Source organism: Salinibacterium sp. NG22 (genome assembly GCF_015864925.1).
GTDB lineage: Bacteria > Actinomycetota > Actinomycetes > Actinomycetales > Microbacteriaceae > Rhodoglobus.
On record NZ_JADYWG010000001.1, the window covers coordinates 1283569 to 1302919 of the forward strand.

Genomic DNA, 19351 nt, shown 5'->3' on the forward strand with positions numbered 1-19351 from the left:
AGGCGGGGCGGATGCCGCGGCGGGCTGCCCGGGCCTGTGACTAGTCGTCCACAATCCCACTTTCATTCGCGCAGTGCACAGCTAGTGCGCTCCGAAGCCGGAGGCAACAGCCCTCGAATTAACGTTCAGGTCTCAGGCACTTGCCTGTCACGCGAAAGGGAACCATGACCGAGAAAAACCCCTCCTCTGAGCCGTCGAGTGCTGAGTCGTCGAGCGGGGAACTGCCGGCGTCTGATGTGCAGGAATCTGAGCCCTCCGTTACACCGCTACGGGAACAGACCGATCCTGCAGCCGTCAGTGCAGCGCCGGCAGCCCGCCGCCGTTGGCCGTGGTGGGCTTGGGCGCTCGTCATCGTAATCCCGTTCATGTTGATTTCAGGTATGGGCGCAGCGCTCGTTGCCAACGTTCTGGTTAGCCAGGCGACGAGTGCTCTGATCTGTTATGCCGACGGGTACTGCAGCCTCGGGAGCAGCTCGGAGTCGACGCCGAGTGCCACCGCGGATCCGGTCGACTCGGTCGACCCGTCAAACCGACTTCCACTTGACGGACAAGCGGTTTTCGATGGTCAACCCGTGTGGACGCTCGCTCTTGAGTCGACATGGCTGCCACTCACCGTCGGTCACGATGGCACCAATATCTTTCATGACGAGGCCACCGGATGTCAGCTCATTACTTCGCAGCGCACAGCTTTTCCCAACCCCGACTCTTTAGGAGACGACAATGCTTCCTATGCGCTGGTCGATCAGGAGCTTAGGGATTTCACAGCAAGGAATCCGAACTTGTCGGTTCGAAGCCCTATGGGCACCACGGACCTCCCCGTCGCGGCCGCGAACAGCGACTCCACAATGGAATTCGCCACGGCAACTCTCGAACAGACCGATGCCGATGGGGTGCCCACGACAACAGCGATTGCGGCGCGATCGATGCCAAGTTCGGAGAGCGAACTTGTCGCCACGCTGACGTGTAACACTGCTGCGTTCGAGACGTTCGACTCAAAGTTTGAACTCTTCTCGAGCGCCCTCGCTGTGATAGTTCTCCCCTAGCCGCGCCGCGTAGGCTTGGTGCCATGCAGATCGATTCCTCCGCAGTGCTCTGGTCGGCCCCCGAACGCGAACGGGCCGGTCGTCCGCTCATCGTGTTGTTGCACGGGTATGGGTCTCACGAGGGCGATCTGTTTGCGCTGGCTCCCGCCCTGCCGCTCGGCCCCGTGATCGCCTCGCTGCGAGCGCCGCTCCCCGAGAGCGGTGGGTTCTCGTGGTTTCCGATCGATCTCAGCGGTGGCGGCCTCCCCCAGGTTTCTGGCGTGGATGACGCAGCCAACGCCGTGCTCGAATGGCTTGATGCCCAGCAGTACACGAGTGTGAGCCTCATCGGTTTCTCGCAAGGGGCAGCCATGTCGCTCCAACTCTTGCGACTCGCCCCGGAACGCTTCAGCTGTGCCGTCGCACTCTCCGGGTTCGTGGCCAGTGCCGAGCACCCCGCAGATGCGAAGCTCGCGAGCATCCGCCCGCCCGTGTTTTGGGGCCGAGGCACCGACGACCCCGTCATCCCGACCGCCGCAATCGAGCGCACCGAAGAGTGGCTTGTTGACCACACGCGCGCCGAAACCCGCATTTATGAGGGACTCGCGCACGCGATCTCGACCGACGAACTCAACGACTTCGTGAGCTTTCTGCACACGCACGCGTAACGGCTTGGCGCCAAGACCGCGCCTGTGGTGCGGTCTTGGTGAGCACGCACGCGTAACGAGTTGGCGAACCCGCCGCACGCCCGCTGCACGCCTTCGGCGAAATCCGTAGGGCACTGTCAGGGGTTGCGGCGAAGATAGAACAATGAGCGACGTGCTCGGCAAATTTTCGCCCGCCACCCGAGAGTGGTTCCAGGGCGCGTTCGATGCTGCCACCCCGGCGCAACTCGGTGCCTGGGATGCTGTCTCCTCCGGAGCCAATGCCCTCGTCGTTGCGCCTACCGGTTCGGGCAAGACGCTCGCTGCTTTCCTGTGGGCGATCGACCAACTTGCGTCGAGCCCTCCCCCGGCCAACCCGAAACAGCGCACTCGCGTGCTCTACATTTCGCCGCTGAAAGCTCTCGGCGTTGACGTCGAGCGCAACCTTCGCGCACCACTCGTCGGCGTCACCCAAACCGCTCGCCGGCTCGGGCTCGGCGAGACCGACATCACCGTGGGCGTGCGCTCCGGAGACACCACCGCGCAAGACCGCCGCCTGCTCGCAAGGCTCCCTCCCGACATCCTCATCACCACCCCTGAGTCGCTGTATTTGATGCTCACCTCGGCGGCCCGCGAGACCCTCAAGAACGTCGACACCGTCATCATCGACGAAGTTCACGCGGTCGCCGCCACCAAGCGCGGCGCCCACCTTGCGCTGTCCCTTGAGCGGTTGGATGCCCTGCTCGCGAAACCCGTGCAGCGCATCGGCCTCTCCGCCACCGTGCGCCCCATCGAAGAAGTTGCTCGGTTCCTGGGCGGACGCGCCCCCGTCACGATCGTGCACCCGCCCTCGGCGAAAACGTTCGAGCTGAGCGTCGTTGTTCCCGTTCCCGACATGACCATCCCCGGCACCGTGGCCTCCGCGCGCGGCAAAGCCAGCGGCGGGGATGGTAGCGACGACGAGGCGACGCCTGAGTCAGCTGCATCCCTCTGGCCGCACGTTGAAGAGCGCATTGTCGATGCGATTCTCGAGCACCGGTCGACGATTGTGTTTGCGAATTCGCGGAGGTTGGCCGAACGGTTGACCGCCCGTCTCAACGAGATCTATGACGAGCGGATGAGCGACGGCAGCGTCGACGGTGCCGAGGTCCTCGCGGGTTCCCAAGCCAGTGCGGATGCCGCCGCCTACGCCGCCCCGCAGCAACCGTGGAAGCCGCCCGCCCAAATGATGGCGCAGGGCGGATCCACGATGGGCGCTGCCCCGCTGCTCGCGCGTGCGCATCACGGCTCGGTCAGCAAGGACCAGCGCGCGATCATCGAAGACGACCTCAAAACGGGCGTGCTGCGCTGCGTTGTTGCCACGAGTTCTCTCGAGCTCGGTATCGATATGGGTGCCGTCGATCTTGTCATCCAGGTCGAGTCGCCGCCGTCGGTTGCGAGTGGGCTACAGCGCATCGGGCGAGCCGGGCATCAGGTCGGGGAAATCTCCAAGGGCATGCTGTTTCCGAAACACCGCACCGACCTCATCCATACGTCCGTCGCGGTGGAGCGGATGCGCAGCGGGCAGATCGAAGCCCTCTCGGTTCCGACAAACCCGCTCGACGTGCTCGCGCAGCAGACCGTCGCCGCCGTGGCTCTCGACGAGATCGACATCGAAGAGTGGTTCGACACCGTGCGCCGCAGCGCACCCTTCTCGACTCTGCCGCGCAGCGCTTTCGACGCGACCCTCGACCTGCTGAGCGGCCTCTACCCGAGCGACGAATTCTCCGAGCTGCGTCCCCGCGTGGTGTGGGATCGCGTGGCCGGCACCCTCAGCGGTCGGCCCGGCTCCCAACGCCTCGCCGTCACCTCGGGCGGCACCATCCCCGACCGCGGCCTCTTCGGCGTCTTCATGATCGGCGGCGAAGCGGGTGCTCCCGGCCGTCGCGTGGGTGAACTCGACGAAGAGATGGTCTACGAATCACGCGTCGGCGACATCTTCGCCCTCGGCACCACGAGCTGGCGCATCGAAGACATCACCCACGACCAAGTACTCGTCTCCCCCGCCTTCGGCCAGCCCGGCCGCGTTCCGTTCTGGAAGGGTGATGGTCTGGGCCGCCCGGCAGAGCTGGGCGAAGCCATCGGGGCGTTCACTAAGGAAATTGCTACGGCATCCGCTGACGATGCGCGCGCTCGCGCCGAGTCGATTGGGCTCGATGAGCACGCCGTCACGAACTTGATCGCTCTCGTGACCGAGCAGAAGGCATCCACCGGTCACGTGCCGAGCGACACCACGCTCGTCGTCGAACGCTTCCGCGATGAGCTGGGCGACTGGCGCGTGATCTTGCATTCCCCGTACGGCATGCCCGTACACGCGCCGTGGGCGTTGGCGATTACGGCGCGCATCCGCGAACAGCTGGGCGTGGATGGCGCGGCCATGGCCGGTGACGATGGCATCGTCGTGCGCATCCCCGACACCGATGCCGCGCCGCCCGGTGCCGACCTCTTTGTGTTCGACGCTGACGAGCTCGAACAGATCGTCACGGAAGAAGTGGGCGGCTCCGCGTTGTTCGCCGCGCGCTTTAGGGAGTGCGCTGCCCGCGCGCTATTGTTACCGCGCCGCGACCCCGGCAAGCGTTCACCCCTGTGGCAACAACGCCAGCGGGCCTCGCAACTGCTGGATGTGGCGCGCAAATACCCGAGCTTTCCGATAGTGCTCGAGACCGTGCGCGAAGTGCTGCAAGACGTGTACGACCTGCCGGCGCTCACCGCGCTGACAAAGCGCATCGCCAGCCGCGGCATCCGCGTGATGGAGACCGAAACGGATGTGCCGTCGCCGTTCGCGCGTAGCCTGCTGTTCGGCTATATGGCCGCTTTCGTATACGAGGGCGATTCGCCGCTGGCTGAGCGTCGCGCTGCTGCTCTCTCGCTTGACCCGGCGCTGCTCGCCGAGCTTCTCGGCCGTGCCGAACTACGCGAACTACTCGACCCCGACGTCATCGCCCAGACCGAGAACGAGCTGCAGCGACTGGTGCCAGAGCGGCACGCTCGAGATGCTGAAGGCATCGTCGATCTGCTGCGCGTGCTTGGCCCGCAAACCGTTGCCGAGATCGAGGCACGTTCGCTCGTGACCGGTGCAGCCCTCGCCACCGACCTCGCCGGGCTCGCGAAAGCGAACCGCGTACTCGAAGTGACCATTGCGGGCGAACGTCGCTGGGCCGGCATCGAAGACTCGGCGCGACTGCGCGATGCGCTCGGAGTTCCGCTGCCGATAGGCGTGCCCGCCGCGTTCATCGAGCCCGTCGACGACCCGGTCGGCGACCTCGTGAGTCGCTATGCCCGCACCCACGGACCCTTCACGCTGGCGGATGGCGCGGCCCGCTTCGGTCTCGGAATAGCCGTCGTCCAGGACACCCTGCGTCGCCTCGCGGCCGACCGCCGCGTGGTCGATGGCGAGTTCCGGCCCGGCGCGAGCGGCACCGAATGGTGTTCGGTGGATGTGCTCCGTCGCCTACGCAGTCGCTCACTTGCGGCGTTACGGCAAGAGGTCGAGCCGGTGTCCCACGCAACGCTTGGTCGGTTCCTGCCCGCCTGGCAACACGTGTCCGCTGCCGGTGACTCGCTGCGCGGAATTGATGGCTTGGCCCAAGTGATCGACCAGCTGGCTGGGTACTCAGCCCCGGCATCCGCGTGGGAGAACTTCATTCTGGGTTCGCGCGTGCGCGACTATTCGCCCGCCTGGCTCGACGAGCTGACGACGTCGGGCGAAGTGGTGTGGGCCGGGCAGGGTGCGCTGGCGGGTAGCGATGGCTGGATCAGTTTGCACCCCGCCGCGACCGCAGCGCTGACGTTGCCGGAGCCTGATCGCGATGGGCTGAGCGAGTTGCAGCAGAGCATTCTGGAGGCGCTGGCCGGTGGCGGTGCGTTCTTCTTTAGGCAACTGTCGAATCAGGTGGGCAGCACGGATGACAAGGTGCTGCTGAAGGAACTGTGGGATTTGGTGTGGCGCTCGCTCATCACGAATGACAGCTTCGCGCCCCTGCGCGCGCATCTCGGAGGCACGGTGCGGGCCACTCGGGCACCGCGTCCGGCACGGGCTCGCGCCTATCGCGGACGCGTCTCGACGGTCGCGCAGGCAGGGCCACCGAGTGCGTCCGGCCGGTGGGCGCTGCTCGAAACTGCCGAGGGTGAGACGACGGTGCGCGCCAAGTCGACCGCCGAATTGATGCTCGAACGGCACGCTGTCGTCACGCGCGGCGCGGTCGTGAGCGAAGGCATCCGTGGTGGCTTCGCCCTGACGTACCGCGTGCTGAGCGGCTTCGAAGAGACCGGTCGCGCCCGCCGCGGCTACTTCATCGAGGGGCTCGGTGCCGCGCAGTTCGCGACCGGAGCTACCGTTGACCGCCTGCGTGGATTCACTCGGGATCCGGATGCTGCGCCCCAACTTCTGGCGATCACTCTCGCCGCGACCGACCCCGCCAACCCCTACGGGGCTGCTCTGGGGTGGCCGGGGTTGGGTGGCGCGGATGCTAGCGGTGACGGCGCAGACGCTGCCGACCCTTCTGACGAGAACCTTGATCCTGCTCCAGCTAAGCCTGCCGCCGACACCCCTAAGAAGCATCGCCCCGGCCGCAAGGCAGGAGCCATCGTCGTGATGGTCGATGGGCATCTGACGCTCTACCTAGAACGTGGTGGCAAGTCGCTGCTGGCCTTCGATCTGGAACCCGCCGTTGTGGATGCCGCAACGCGTTCACTCACGAGCACCCTGCGGGGAACATTGCCGAAGCTTCGCATCGAGAAGGTCAACGGTGATTTTGCCGTCGGCACCCCGGTGGGCAAAGCGCTCGTGGAGGCCGGATTTGTCGCGACACCGCAGGGGTTGAGGCTGCGTGCCTGAGGGTGATTCCGTCTATAAGGCGGCAGCGAAACTGCGGGCAGCGCTCGACCACCAAGTGCTCACCCGCACCGACTTTCGGGTCCCCGCGTTTGCGACGCTCGACCTCAGCGGCCAGACCGTCACGAGTGTTGTGCCGCGCGGCAAGCACCTGCTGATTCGGGTAGGCGACCTCACCATCCACAGCCACCTCAAGATGGAGGGCGTCTGGCAGATATACGGCGCCGGCGAGCGGTGGCGCAAGCCGTCCTACTTGGCTCGCGGTGTGCTGAGCACGGCAACGAAGACCGCGGTAGGTTTCGAACTGGGGCTGCTTGAAGTGGTGCCCACGGCATCCGAAGACAGCATTGTGGGCCACCTGGGCCCTGACCTTCTCGGGTCTGATTGGGATGCCGAACTTGCGTTGGCGAACCTGCTGTCAGACCCAGCGCGTCCGGTTGCGCTCGCGCTACTCGATCAGCGGAACCTCGCCGGCCTCGGCAACGTTTTCGCGAACGAGTTGAGCTTTCTGCGCGGTGTTCGCCCGCACACCCCCATCGGCGAGATCGCCGACCCGAAGCGCCTCGTCGCGCTCGCTTTCAAGGCGATCATGGTGAACAAGGACCGCCCGATCCGCAATCTCACGGGTCTGCCGCGCGGCAAACCCCGCTACTGGGTGCACGGACGGCGCGGGGAAGCGTGTCTGCGGTGCGGCACCCGCATCGAGTCAGACCAACTCGGCACCGGCCCCACCGACACCCGCTACATGTGGTGGTGCCCGAGCTGCCAGAAGTGACGGCGCTCGGCCGCGGGCAGTGTCGCACTCCGCGCAGCCTGGTCTCGCCAATAGGCTGAAGCGAGCAGGTTGATCCTGCTTCGAAAGCCAACCAGGTGCCGCTGCGGACGTCCCGAGAGAGATCATCAGTGAAGAAACAGATCAACGTCGTCGGTGCCGTCATCGTGCGCGAAGGCCTCGTTCTCTGCGCCCAGCGCGGAACCCATGGGGCATTGGCTGGGATGTGGGAGTTCCCTGGCGGCAAGATCGAAGCCGGCGAGACTCCCCGCGATGCACTCGCACGGGAGATCACCGAAGAACTCGAGTGCGAGGTGGCCGTGGGCAAGCTGATCACCACGACGACTCACGAGTACGACTTCGGAACCGTCGTACTGACGACGTTCTACTGCGAGCTACTCTCCGGCACCCCGGTGCTGACCGAACACGCGGAGGTTCGCTGGCTCGCGCCTGCTGACCTGAGTTCGCTCGAATGGGCGCCTGCCGATATCCCGGCGGTCGAGCTGATTCAGAAGGCGGCGAGCGCCTAGTGGCAACCGACCTTCGCGAACTCGAGCCCTTTGGCCGAGATGTCGAATTTGGGTACGTCGACAAGACCGTTCACGCTCCGCGAAGACTTCACCCTCATCTGGTTCTCAACACAGAGAACGACTCAATGCTGCGGGCGCTGCGAACTGAACTGCAGCGCGCCACCTCTTTCGCGTTTTCGGTGGCTTTCGTCTCGCCGCGTGCAATCGCATTGCTCAAACAGGAACTGATCGATTTCGAAGGTGTCGGGCGAATCATCACCTCCGACTATCTCGGTTTCAACACGCCCCACGCATTTTCGGAACTGCTCAATCTCAAAGAGCTCGGAATCGATGTTCGCATCCACAACGAGACTGCGTTCCATCCGAAGGGCTATGTCTTTCAACAGCCGAGTGGCGTCACTGCAATTCTCGGTAGTTCGAATCTGACTGAGACCGCTCTAGCGAAGAACCACGAATGGAACCTCCGGGTCTCAGCTACCCGCGATAGTGACCTCGCCGAACAATTCACCAACCTTCTTGACGATGAGCTATTCAACTCAACGCCTCTCACTCAAGACTGGATCGACGACTACGCCGCCCACTACCGACCTCCGGCGCTGCGCCCGCGAGGCGGACGACGGTCGACCCCAGCGCCCGATGAGCCAGAGACAGTCGGGGCGATCACTCCGAATGTCATGCAGGTCGATGCTCTCAGCGCGATAGCTACCGTGCGTGCGGCTCAGAAGGACCGAGCCCTCGTTATCTCCGCGACCGGCACAGGAAAGACGATTCTTTCTGCTTTGGATGTTCGCGCTGTCAATCCGCAACGCCTACTCTTCGTTGCCCACCGTGAGCAGATCCTCGACAGAGCCATCACCGAGTTCCAGAAAGTGCTCGGTGCGCCCAGAGCAGACTTTGGAAAGATCACCGGCAACGAGCGTGAGCCCGACAAGCGCTATGTTTTCGCCACCGTGCAGACGCTGTCGCGGCAGGACGTTCTCGACAGTCTGGACCCTGCGGCTTTCGACTACATCTTGATTGACGAAGTGCATCGCGCTGGGGCGACGAGTTTCACGAATGTGCTTGAGCACTTTGATCCCAAGTTCCTATTAGGGATGACCGCCACGCCTGAGCGCACCGACGGCCAGAATATTTTTGAGCTGTTCGACTACAACGTCCCCTACGAGATCAGACTCAACACAGCGCTCGAACTAGACATGCTGGCACCGTTCCACTACTACGGTGTGGCCGACATGACCTTCGATGACGGCTTCACGACGACCGAGGCAACGCCGCTTTCACGACTTGTTACGTCTGAACGTATCGACCACATTCTGAAATCAATCGAGACGTACGGCCAAGCAGGAGTGCAACCGCGAGGGCTCATCTTCTGCAGCCGGAAAGAGGAAGCGCACGCGCTCTCGTTCGAGCTCAACGGCCGAAGTCTTCGCGGTGAGCGATTGCGCACCGTGGCACTGACCGGTCAAGACTCAATCGAGGAGCGCGAAGCCGTTGTCGAACGCCTTGAAGCGGGAGAACTCGACTACGTGCTCACCGTAGACATTTTCAACGAAGGTGTCGACATCCCCACGGTGAACCAGATCATCATGCTCCGCCACACCCAATCGAGCATTGTGTTTGTCCAGCAACTGGGGCGCGGTCTTCGGAAAGTTGAGGGCAAGGACTATCTCGTAGTCATCGACTTCATCGGAAACTACAAAAACAACTTCCTCATTCCGATCGCGCTATTTGGCGACGATTCGCTCAACAAGGAGTCAATTCGCAAGAACCTTATCGTCGCCGAAGAGGCGGGAGTACTCGCGGGCCTGTCTAGCGTGCGCTTCGACCGAATATCGCAGACGCGGGTTCTTGAATCTCTGGCCAAGGTCAAGCTGGATAGCTTTCAGAACCTCAAAGGTGCGATCGAAACTGTGCGGAGACGCGTGGGCCGCATTCCGCTCCTCACGGACTTCTTGAAATTCGAGTCAGTCGACCCTGTTGTTCTAGCGACAAGGCTGGGGAACTATCCCACGCTGCTGGAAAAACTGAAGGTCGCCGAGAGCCCTCTATCAGAGCAAGAGTCGCGGGCTCTCACCCTGATATCCAAAGAGCTACTCACTGCCAAGCGGCCCCACGAACTGCTTCTCCTTCGGAAGCTTCTCACGGACGGCAGCCTGGACGAAGAGTCGGCATCGGCCACGCTCGCTGCCGCAGGGATCCAATCCGACCGCAAACTGTTTAAAAGCGTTCTCCGAAGTCTCACGCTTGAGTTCAACACTGCCGATGAAGTGAAGAATTTCAAGTGCGCGAGCCCTGCGATAGAAGATGAATTTGGGGTCACCGCCTTGAGCCCGGAATTCGCGGATGCATACCAAACGTCAGCCGCGTTTCGAGCGGCCCTTGATGACGTCATTGATGCCGGTCTGATACTGACGGCTGACCGCTACTCCCTCGCATCGGCGTTCACCCCTGGCAGTCAGTACTCGCGTAAAGACGCAAGCCGACTTCTCAATTGGCGAAGCAACATGTACGCCACGATCTTCGGCTACAGGGTGGATTCGGACACGAAGACGTGCCCTGTCTTCGTGACACTTGACAAGTCGGATGAAGTAGCTGAAAGCACTGCCTACGAGGACGAACTGCTCGATGCCCACACGATGCTTTGGTACACGCGAAGCAAAACCAATTTGAACACACACGAAGTTCGCCAGATTGTGGACAATGCTGTCGACATCCACGTGTTCTCCAAAAAGAGCGATGCAGACGGACCTGGCCACTACTACCTTGGGCAAGCAACAGCGCAGGAGGCTGAGCAAACTACGATGCCCAGCGCAGCCGGTAAAGAACTCTCAGTCGTGCGAATGCACCTGCGATTCGAGAAGCCGATCCCCGCTGGCCTCTTCGATTACTTCCACACGAACTTGACGGATTAGCCGCTCGTCTAGAAAAGTCTTTGTGACGCTCAAAGTACTTAGCCTGCACTCAATATTTGGCGCTAACACGCGCCACTGTTGGCACGCGGTTGCGCACTCACTGTTGGCCCGAACAGCGGCAAACTGTGTAGGTTCTTACTTCGAGTAGGGGTGCCAGTAGTCTGCTCGTTGTGACTGATGAAGAATCCTTGCGACTCGTAAGCCAATTCTGGGTGCCGTTTGTGACTATCGTCCCAGTGATCGCTGTCGCCTATATTTTTGAAGCGCGCCTAATCGCGTCATTGTGGACTATGAAGCATAAATGGCTGATGGCCTTGCAGGGCATGATTGTGGCTGCTGGTGGCGCGACACTCGTCTATCTCGAAGCCAAAGGTCTTCTAGCGATTGTAAATCTCAGTTTCGACCACGCCGATGTGACTCAGTCGCTAGCTTTTCTCGTAGTAGTTATGGCGGTTGTGGTCGGCTACCCGCTCGTGCATATCTACATGATTGCAGTAAACCCTTCAATTGAAATCGCGACTGCGGTTGCGCTGACTCCGCTGACTTGGTTCGCCGAGAAGGTCAGCAAGAAACGCACGGCAAAAGCTCAGGAGCTGGAAGAAAGCGCTGAACAACTAGTTGCCCAGATTGATCGAGCCGTAGATGATCAGGAAACTTTGAAGACTAGGTGGGTAGATCTATCGGAGGAAACCGCGGATCTTGACCAGGAGAGGGTGGCGTTGATTCAATCTCAGATCGACGAACGAACGGCCGCTATTGCTTCGCTACGGGAGCGGCGAGAAGAAGCAAGCCAGATAATCGAGGGATCGAGAGCCAAGCAGGCCAGTTTGGTAACGCGCCTAAATCAGCTTCGGGAATTTACGAGTATCGAGAGCGCCAATGCGCGCGCGGAAAAAGAACTCCAAAAAAGCACCGAGAAGCTCGCTCGAGCGCGGTAGGAAGGACGATAGATCAAGTTGCGGTCGAACTTCAAAAGTCGGCAAAGTAACGCATCACTGAACCGAAATGGTCTGCCGACCTAGGAAGCGGAGCCCCACGCCCCGCACCAGAAAGTCAGCACCCCCTGCCACACTAGCCACGTGACAGATACCCGCACCGATGCCCTGGCCGTTCTTCGCACGCTTGTCGGCAATGAGACTGCCGATTTTCATGAGGGGCAGTTTGAGGCGATCGAGACGCTCGTCGATGGGCGTCGCCGCGCGCTGGTCGTGCAGCGCACCGGGTGGGGAAAGTCCGCCGTCTACTTCGTTTCCACGCTGCTCATGCGCCGACGAGGTGCGGGCCCTACCGTGCTCGTGTCACCACTGCTGGCGCTCATGCGGGATCAGATTGCCGCGGCATCCCGAGCCGGAGTTCGGGCCGTCGCCATCAACTCCACCAACCCGCACGAATGGGCTGAGGTTCAGCAGCAGCTCGCCAACGATGAAGTCGACGTGCTGCTCGTCTCCCCTGAACGCCTCAACAACCCGAGCTTTCGCGACAACCAACTGCCCGCACTTATCAACCGCATCGGGATGCTCGTCGTCGACGAAGCGCACTGCATCAGCGACTGGGGCCACGACTTTCGCCCCGACTACCGCCGCCTGCGCGAACTCATCGCCACCATGCCCGACGGCGTCCCCGTGCTCGCCACCACCGCCACCGCCAACTCCCGCGTCGTCGCCGACATCGCCGCCCAACTCGAAACGGGCAGCATCGACAGCGCCGACAACACCGCCACGGGCGGCACCGAAGTCGTCACCATCCGTGGCCCCCTTGCGCGAGCATCCCTTCGCCTGGGCGTTCTGAGACTGCCGGATGCCCGAGCTCGCCTCGGCTGGCTGCTGAGCCACCTTGCCGAACTGCCCGGCAGCGGCATCATCTACACGCTCACCGTTTCGGCCGCCGAAGACACCGCGCGGCTGCTGCGCGACAGTGGCATGGATGTGCGCGCCTACACCGGCAAAACCGACCCGCAAGAGCGCGAAGAGTCCGAACAGGCGCTCAAGAACAACACCGTGAAAGCGCTCGTCGCCACCAGCGCGCTCGGCATGGGCTTCGACAAACCCGACCTCGGCTTCGTCGTGCACCTCGGCGCCCCTTCCTCCCCCGTCGCCTACTACCAACAAGTCGGGCGTGCCGGTCGCGCCACCGACAACGCCGACGTGCTGCTGATGCCGGGCCGCGAAGACGAAGACATCTGGGAGTACTTCGCCACCGCATCCATGCCCGACCAGGCCAACGCCGAACTCGTGATCGCCGAACTGACTGCCGCCGCCAGCTCTGGGGCCGGGCCCGTCTCCACCCCTGCGCTCGAAGCGCGCGTGAACCTGCGCCGCACCCCGCTCGAGCTACTGCTGAAAGTGCTCGACGTGGATGGCGCTGTCGCGCGCGTGCAAGGCGGCTGGACCGCCACCGGCCAAGCCTGGAGCTACGACGCCGAACGCTACGCCGGAGTCACCGCCGCCCGCCGCGCCGAACAACAACACATGCTCGACTACGAACGACTGCCCGCCGGCACCGAAGGCTGCCGCATGGAATACCTGCAACGCGCCCTCGACGACGACACCGCCACGCCCTGCGGCCGCTGCGACAACTGCGCCGGCATCTGGTATCCCACCGACATCAGCACGGATGCCACCACCCGCGCCACCGCCACCCTCGACAAAGTCGGCGTGCCCATCGAGCCCCGCGCGCAATGGCCCACCGGAGCCGACAAGCTCGGCGTTCCCGTGCGCGGACGCATCAACCCCGACCTGCGCGCCACCGAAGGTCGCGCCCTCGCCCGCCTCACCGACCTCGGCTGGGGCGGCACCCTGCGCACCCTCTTCGCCCCCGGCACCCCCGACGCGCCCGCGAGCCCCGCGCTCGTTGCGGCCTGCGTCCGGGTGCTCGCCGATTGGGGCTGGGATGAGCGACCCGTCGCCGTGGTCTCGATGCCGTCACGCAGCAAACCACAACTCGTGGCATCCGTCGCCGAAGCCCTCGCCAGCGCCGGCAAACTGCCCTACCTCGGTGCACTTTCGCCCACCGGCGATGGGCCCACCGGCGAACCCGGCGGCAATAGCGCCTACCGGCTCGCGAGCGTGTGGGGGCAGTTCGAGTGGGCTGGTGGCACAGCTGACGGCGGCGAAGCGGGGAACGCGCTGCCCCACGGCCCGATCCTGCTCGTTGATGACCTTGTCGACTCCCGCTGGACCCTCACGATCGCTGCGAAAGCACTCCGCGAAGCCGGGGCGGATGCGGTGCTGCCGTTCGCGCTCGCGCTGCGCGGATAACCGCAGGCGGCGAACCCCTCGGGGCCTCGCAACCGTTAACCGTGTGCAGTAAACCCAACACTGGGCATCCGCGCCCCTAGGAGACTTCGCACGATCCCTGCCGCTTCACCGGTAAGAAAGCTATCCTGTTAACTCGAGCAACGGAGCCGTTGCGGTGCGATCGGAGGTCGCCACGATGTCAGGTCTCTTCTCACAGCAGAGCCCAGCCAAGTACGCGCGCTCGCTCGAACGCCACTCCGCCGCCATGATCTCCGCCGCGAACACCAACGGTCGCACCCTTCCCTCCGACACCACGCCCTACAACTTCGGCCTCGGAGCATTTCTCTCGCTGTTCGCGATCCCCCTCGCAATCGCCGCCGCAATCCTTATTGGCCTGCTGGGATTCGGAATCGGAGCCATCTTCGGCGCCCTCGGAATGCTCACGGCCTTTCAACTCTTTGCCCTAGGTTCTCGCCAGACCGTGACACGCGGCCGTGACTTCATGTTCGCCCTCGTCGTTGGCACCATCGCTACCGTTCTCGGAGCCCTCTCCGGCCTGCTCTCTGACGTCTACACCAGCTTCGTTTCTAACGGCGGCACGACCGGAATCATTGAGGACATCCTCGCGGGGCGCGCCGATTTTCCTTTCCCGACCCGGGCCGAACAAGTCGCCATTCCGCTTACCGTCACCGCCGTTGTCGCCATCCTCGTGATTGTCATGAACGTCGCCAAAGCCCTCGCTGCGCACCGCGAAAGCATCATCGCGAAAGCCAATGCTGCAGCAACATCAGCCACTACCCGCTTCGAGACGTCGCGACAAGCGTTGTCGTCATCCGCCACCAACTCGGCGAATGCAGCCAATCGTTTCGCCAATCACGTCATGACCATCAATGCCTCATCCCCCGGCATCATCCTCAACGGAAAACCCCTCGACGAACAGGAAATCACGAAGGGGTTCTCGTCGAGGGTGAGCGACCTCGCCCACAAAGCGATTAGGGCATGGTCAGGTCTTCGAACGGAAAGATAACCATCCACGGGAAACAGCCACGCAACCGGTGCGGCATCAAGATCCTCACTGTGAAAGGCCCACTGTGGAGAAATACTTAGGTATCCTCAGAGCTAGCGAAAAGGTGCCCGGCGAGAAACTCCCGCCGCGCCACACGAGGTGATCACAGTGTCAGAGATGTATCAGAACCCTGGCCCCGGCAACTATGCCCACGCTCAAGGGCGCGTATTCGAAGTCGAAGCCCAAATCGCTGCCGCTGAGCACAGCCGCGGCAACATAATCCTCGAGCCTGACGGGCCGTACCGCTTTCGCCGCGGAGTGCTCGTCACGTTACTCACCATCCCCCTTGCTGCCGCACTCGCCGCAATATTCGGCCTCGCCTCGCCAACCGCGGGAGCCGCTACCGCCCCCTTTGCGATTCTGATTGACTTCTCGCTCTTCGCTCGCGCCTCCGACCGCTTTCCCGTTCAACAGCACGGCTTCGGCGTCGCCGCGGGCATCGGCATCGTGACGATGATCATTGCGGCCGCGATCAGCTACCCGTACAGCCTGTTTCTCACCTACCTCTACGACGGCGGCACCGGCGGCATCCTCAGCTCTGGTTTTGCACGATTCTTCGCGACCTGGGTCGATGCCAATGTGGTGCTGATCATCGTCTCCATCACGATCGTGACAGTAGTCTCCGTGGTGATCCTGTTGAGAAAAGCGCGATGGGCGCGTTCGTTCAGCGTTCCCGACTGACACCCACGGCCTGCACACACCCGCCTCGCCAAACGCACCAGCCCAGGTCTCCGAATAACTCCTCACACAGGAGTTCCGGCACCGTGCCGGGCGAGGAGGCATCATGGCGATCATCCGTTACACCGGCATCTACAACGCAGACGGCGGCGTGTGGGGCGAAACCCGCTACGTGATCGGGCACATGCTGGGCACCGCCGCGTGCTCGCTGTGCGACATCACACACTCGCCTATTCGCCGCAAACCCCAGTGGGATGCCATGGTCGCGCGGCTCGGCGTGCCCTTCACTGTGCGACACCGCAACGAAATCACCCCCGCCGAGATCGCTCACGTCGCCACCACAGGATTGCCTATCGTGCTCGCGCATCACGACGATGGCAGCATCAGCACCGTTCTTCACAACAGCGAGCTGGATGCCGTGGCCGGCTCAGTAGACGCGTTCGAGTCGGCACTCACTCAGCCTGCGCTCGCAGCCTAGCCACCGGGCCAGCTCGCGCCCCGGCCGCGCCACCGCCACCGCAGCCAGCGGGCCAGCTCGCGCCGCACGTGGTTTCGGGTTGACTTCTCGTTGCGAGAGGCGTCTAATGGGAATACCCCTTGGGGGTATCCGGTTGGAGGGAATATCATGGTCGGTTATGTCGAAGACAAAGAAGTGCTGCTCAAGCGCCTTCGTCGCGCAGAAGGTCAAGTTCGCGGCATCCATCGGATGATCGAAGAAGACACGTACTGCATCGACGTGCTCACTCAGGTGTCGGCCGCCACAAAGGCCCTCGAGTCTGTAGCGCTCGCGCTGCTTGATGACCACCTCACCCACTGCGTCGCCGAAGCCAGCCGTGAAGGCGGCCCTGTCGCCGACGAAAAACTTCGCGAAGCGAGCGCCGCCATCGCGCGCCTCGTTCGTTCCTAGAACTCGTTCCTAACAACAACTTCCGCCCGCGCCTCGCGCCTGCGGCAATCGAAGGAGAACCATGTCTCACACCGCCGATTACCTGGTCGAAGGAATGACCTGCAGCCACTGCGTCTCCAGCGTCACCGAAGAGCTTTCTGAAGTGGATGGCGTCACCGAGGTCTCGGTTGACCTCGCCTCGGGCCTTCCCTCCACCGTTTCTGTCACGTCTGAGTCTCCTCTCGACGACGCCACCGTCAGCGCCGCAATCGAGGAGGCCGGCTACACGTTCGTGAAGAGTCTCTAATGGTCGCGGCATCCGACAACGCAACAACTACCGACGGCACCGCCACCACCGCAGCACCCAGCACCGTCAACCTGCTGGATGTCGAACTCGACATCACCGGAATGACCTGCGCCTCCTGCGCTGGCCGCATCGAGCGCAAGCTCAACAAGCTCCCCGGCGTCGAGGCGACCGTGAACTACGCCACCGAGAAGGCTCGCGTTCGCGCGCCTGAGGGCATGGATCCCGAGCAGTTTCTAGAAACCGTGAAGGCTGCGGGGTATAGCGCCATCATCCCGGCGCCCATTCACGAGCGTGACGAGAACGACAACGCTAACTCCACGAGCAGCGACAACGACTGGGCTTCGCAATTGATGCACCGCCTGCTCGTCTCGACCGCACTGGCCGTGCCCGTCGTCTTGATGTCGATGATCCCAGCGCTGCAGTTCACCTACTGGCAGTGGTTGGCCCTCACGCTGACCGCGCCGGTCGTCGTGTGGGGTGCGTGGCCGTTCCACCGCGCTGCGGCCGTGAACCTCCGCCACGGTGCCGCCACCATGGACACCCTCATCAGTCTCGGCGTGATCGCGGCGTTCGGCTGGTCGCTCTACGCCCTCTTCTTCGGTGGCGCAGGCGAAGCCGGCATGCACATGACGATGACATTCTTCGGAACACCCCACGGTGGCTCAAGCGAGATCTACCTCGAAGTTGCCGCCGCCGTCACCGTCTTCATTCTGCTCGGCAAGTACATCGAGGCCCGCGCTAGCCGTGAGTCCGGTGCTGCTCTTCGTGCCCTGCTCGAGCTCGGCGCGAAGGATGCCGCCGTTCTGCGCGGTGGTGTCGAACAGCGCGTTGCCGTGTCCTCGCTCGTCGTCGGCGACCACGTCGTCGTGCGCCCGGGCGAAAAGATCGCCAGCGACGGACTCGTCATCGAAGGCAACTCCGCCGTCGACGCGAGCATGCTCACGGGCGAATCAGTGCCCGTCGAAGTCGGCCCCGACGATCGCGTCACCGGCGCCACCCTCAACGTCGGCGGACGACTCGTCATCGAAATCACTCGCGTCGGCCGCGACACCGAACTGGCCCGCCTCGGTCGCATGGTCGAAGAAGCACAAACCGGCAAAGCCGACATCCAGCGTCTTGCCGATCGTGTTTCGGCGATCTTCGTTCCGGTCGTGCTCGGCCTCGCTGTCGTGGCTTTCGTCGGCTGGATGATCGCCGGCGGCCCCATCGAACTCGCGTTCACTGCCGCCGTCACGACCCTCGTCATCGCGTGCCCGTGCGCCCTCGGCCTCGCAACGCCGACCGCCCTACTCGTGGGCACCGGTCGCGGATCGCAGCTCGGCATCCTGATCAGCGGCCCCCAGGTTCTGGAACAGACCCGCTCGGTCGACACCATCGTTCTCGACAAGACCGGCACCGTCACGACCGGCGAAATGCGCCTCAGCTCGATCGAGGTGCTCGTAGGCGAAAACGAGGAGCTCGTGCTGGCTCGCGCCGCCGCCGTCGAGGCTGGCTCGGAGCATCCAGTTGGCCGTGCGGTTGTCGCTGCGGCAACCGACCGCGCGCTCGAACTGCCCGCTGCGACAGACTTCGCCGCCCATGCGGGCACCGGCGTTCAGGCGACCATCGACGGCACCGTGGTGTTCGTCGGCAAACCCTCGTGGCTCACCGCCGATCACCAGCAGATGGTGTCGGATGCCGCCCGCGCCTTAGTCGAGAAAGCCGAAGCCGCCGGGTCGACCGCAATGCTCATCGCGTGGGCAGGTCAAGCGCGAGGCGTGCTGGTTGTCGGCGACACCATCAAGGCAAGCAGTGCGGACGCCATCGCCGAGTTCACACGGCTCGGCTTGCGCCCTGTGCTCCTCACCGGTGACAACGCCGGCGCTGCAGCATCCGTCGCCGCAACGGTCGGAATCACCGACGTGCACGCCGGCATCACTCCGCAGGGCAAGCTCGACGTCATCCGCCAGCTGCAGGCCGAAGGCCGGGTTGTGGCGATGGTCGGTGATGGAGTGAACGACTCTGCCGCTCTGGCCGCCGCCGACCTCGGCATAGCCATGGGTGGCGGCACCGATGCCGCGATCGCCGCCAGCGACATCACGGTCGTCAGTGGTGACCTCATGGTTGTCGCCGACGCGGTTCGCCTCGCCAAGCGCACCCTCGGGATCATCCGCGGCAACCTGTTCTGGGCTTTCGCCTACAACGTGGCGGCCCTGCCCATCGCGATGCTCGGTCTACTCAACCCGCTCATCGCGGGCGCGGCAATGGCCTTCTCGTCGGTCTTCGTCGTGACGAACAGCCTGCGGTTGCGCGGGTTCAAGGGCAGTGCACGGTCGACCCGCTAGAGCAACCGGCGAATTCGTTACCGCCTTCTGTAAGTGTTAAACGAAGAAGCCGCCCACATCGAATGTGGGCGGCTTCTCGATTTCAACTCAACGTCATTCTG

The 19351-nt window shown here is 63.3% G+C and carries 14 protein-coding genes; all 14 read left to right on the forward strand.

Features of this window, described 5'->3' with window-relative positions; genetic code table 11:
* The first annotated feature begins 164 nt into the window (after positions 1-164).
* Positions 165-1043: a hypothetical protein gene (locus tag I6E81_RS06320; RefSeq protein WP_197106503.1), complete on the forward strand. Its 879-nt coding sequence runs from the start codon at positions 165-167 to the stop codon at positions 1041-1043.
* A 23-nt stretch (positions 1044-1066) separates the two neighbouring features.
* Complete coding sequence (locus I6E81_RS06325) at positions 1067-1690, forward strand: alpha/beta hydrolase (RefSeq protein WP_197106504.1); 624 nt, start codon at positions 1067-1069, stop codon at positions 1688-1690.
* Between the two features lie 142 nt (positions 1691-1832).
* Entirely contained in the window at positions 1833-6542 is a 4710-nt protein-coding gene (locus I6E81_RS06330; RefSeq protein WP_197106505.1) for an ATP-dependent helicase, read from the forward strand.
* On the forward strand, positions 6535-7314 hold the full coding sequence (locus I6E81_RS06335; protein ID WP_197106506.1) for a DNA-formamidopyrimidine glycosylase family protein: 780 nt from the start codon (positions 6535-6537) through the stop codon (positions 7312-7314). The genes I6E81_RS06330 and I6E81_RS06335 overlap by 8 nt, the downstream gene beginning before the upstream one ends.
* A 128-nt stretch (positions 7315-7442) precedes the next feature.
* Positions 7443-7841 carry a (deoxy)nucleoside triphosphate pyrophosphohydrolase gene (locus I6E81_RS06340; RefSeq protein WP_197106507.1) on the forward strand — a complete coding sequence of 133 codons (399 nt, stop codon included), beginning with the start codon at positions 7443-7445 and terminating at the stop codon, positions 7839-7841.
* Positions 7841-10753: a DEAD/DEAH box helicase gene (locus I6E81_RS06345; protein ID WP_307784111.1), complete on the forward strand. Its 2913-nt coding sequence runs from the start codon at positions 7841-7843 to the stop codon at positions 10751-10753. Before I6E81_RS06340 ends, I6E81_RS06345 begins: the two co-directional genes overlap by 1 nt.
* A gap of 170 nt (positions 10754-10923) precedes the next feature.
* The gene (locus I6E81_RS06350) at positions 10924-11691 is read left to right on the forward strand and encodes a hypothetical protein (RefSeq protein ID WP_197106509.1); all 768 of its coding nucleotides are present in this window, start codon (positions 10924-10926) and stop codon (positions 11689-11691) included.
* 141 nt (positions 11692-11832) lie between these two features.
* The gene (locus I6E81_RS06355; protein WP_197106510.1) at positions 11833-14010 is read left to right on the forward strand and encodes an ATP-dependent DNA helicase RecQ; all 2178 of its coding nucleotides are present in this window, start codon (positions 11833-11835) and stop codon (positions 14008-14010) included.
* 175 nt (positions 14011-14185) lie between these two features.
* Positions 14186-15016, forward strand: a complete 831-nt coding sequence (locus I6E81_RS06360) for a hypothetical protein (protein ID WP_231603871.1) — start codon at positions 14186-14188, stop codon at positions 15014-15016.
* A gap of 156 nt (positions 15017-15172) precedes the next feature.
* Positions 15173-15736 (forward strand): hypothetical protein, encoded by a 564-nt coding sequence (locus I6E81_RS06365; RefSeq protein ID WP_197106511.1) that lies wholly within the window; start codon positions 15173-15175, stop codon positions 15734-15736.
* Between the two features lie 103 nt (positions 15737-15839).
* The gene (locus I6E81_RS06370) at positions 15840-16211 is read left to right on the forward strand and encodes a hypothetical protein (protein WP_197106512.1); all 372 of its coding nucleotides are present in this window, start codon (positions 15840-15842) and stop codon (positions 16209-16211) included.
* Positions 16212-16358: 147 nt separating this feature from the next.
* The gene (locus I6E81_RS06375; RefSeq protein ID WP_197106513.1) at positions 16359-16640 is read left to right on the forward strand and encodes a metal-sensitive transcriptional regulator; all 282 of its coding nucleotides are present in this window, start codon (positions 16359-16361) and stop codon (positions 16638-16640) included.
* Between the two features lie 61 nt (positions 16641-16701).
* Complete coding sequence (locus I6E81_RS06380) at positions 16702-16926, forward strand: heavy-metal-associated domain-containing protein (RefSeq protein ID WP_197106514.1); 225 nt, start codon at positions 16702-16704, stop codon at positions 16924-16926.
* Positions 16926-19250: a cation-translocating P-type ATPase gene (locus I6E81_RS06385; protein ID WP_255529019.1), complete on the forward strand. Its 2325-nt coding sequence runs from the start codon at positions 16926-16928 to the stop codon at positions 19248-19250. The genes I6E81_RS06380 and I6E81_RS06385 overlap by 1 nt, the downstream gene beginning before the upstream one ends.
* Positions 19251-19351 lie beyond the last annotated feature (101 nt).

What these genes read in the sequence shown, in the direction of transcription:
- I6E81_RS06320 (WP_197106503.1), top strand. Translation starts at nt 165, where the DNA reads ATGACCGAGAAAAACCCCTCCTCTGAGCCGTCGAGTGCTGAGTCGTCG.
- I6E81_RS06325 (WP_197106504.1), top strand. Translation starts at nt 1,067, where the DNA reads ATGCAGATCGATTCCTCCGCAGTGCTCTGGTCGGCCCCCGAACGCGAA.
- I6E81_RS06330 (WP_197106505.1), top strand. Translation starts at nt 1,833, where the DNA reads ATGAGCGACGTGCTCGGCAAATTTTCGCCCGCCACCCGAGAGTGGTTC.
- I6E81_RS06360 (WP_231603871.1), top strand. Translation starts at nt 14,186, where the DNA reads ATGTCAGGTCTCTTCTCACAGCAGAGCCCAGCCAAGTACGCGCGCTCG.
- I6E81_RS06365 (WP_197106511.1), top strand. Translation starts at nt 15,173, where the DNA reads ATGTATCAGAACCCTGGCCCCGGCAACTATGCCCACGCTCAAGGGCGC.
- I6E81_RS06370 (WP_197106512.1), top strand. Translation starts at nt 15,840, where the DNA reads ATGGCGATCATCCGTTACACCGGCATCTACAACGCAGACGGCGGCGTG.
- I6E81_RS06375 (WP_197106513.1), top strand. Translation starts at nt 16,359, where the DNA reads ATGGTCGGTTATGTCGAAGACAAAGAAGTGCTGCTCAAGCGCCTTCGT.
- I6E81_RS06380 (WP_197106514.1), top strand. Translation starts at nt 16,702, where the DNA reads ATGTCTCACACCGCCGATTACCTGGTCGAAGGAATGACCTGCAGCCAC.
- I6E81_RS06385 (WP_255529019.1), top strand. Translation starts at nt 16,926, where the DNA reads ATGGTCGCGGCATCCGACAACGCAACAACTACCGACGGCACCGCCACC.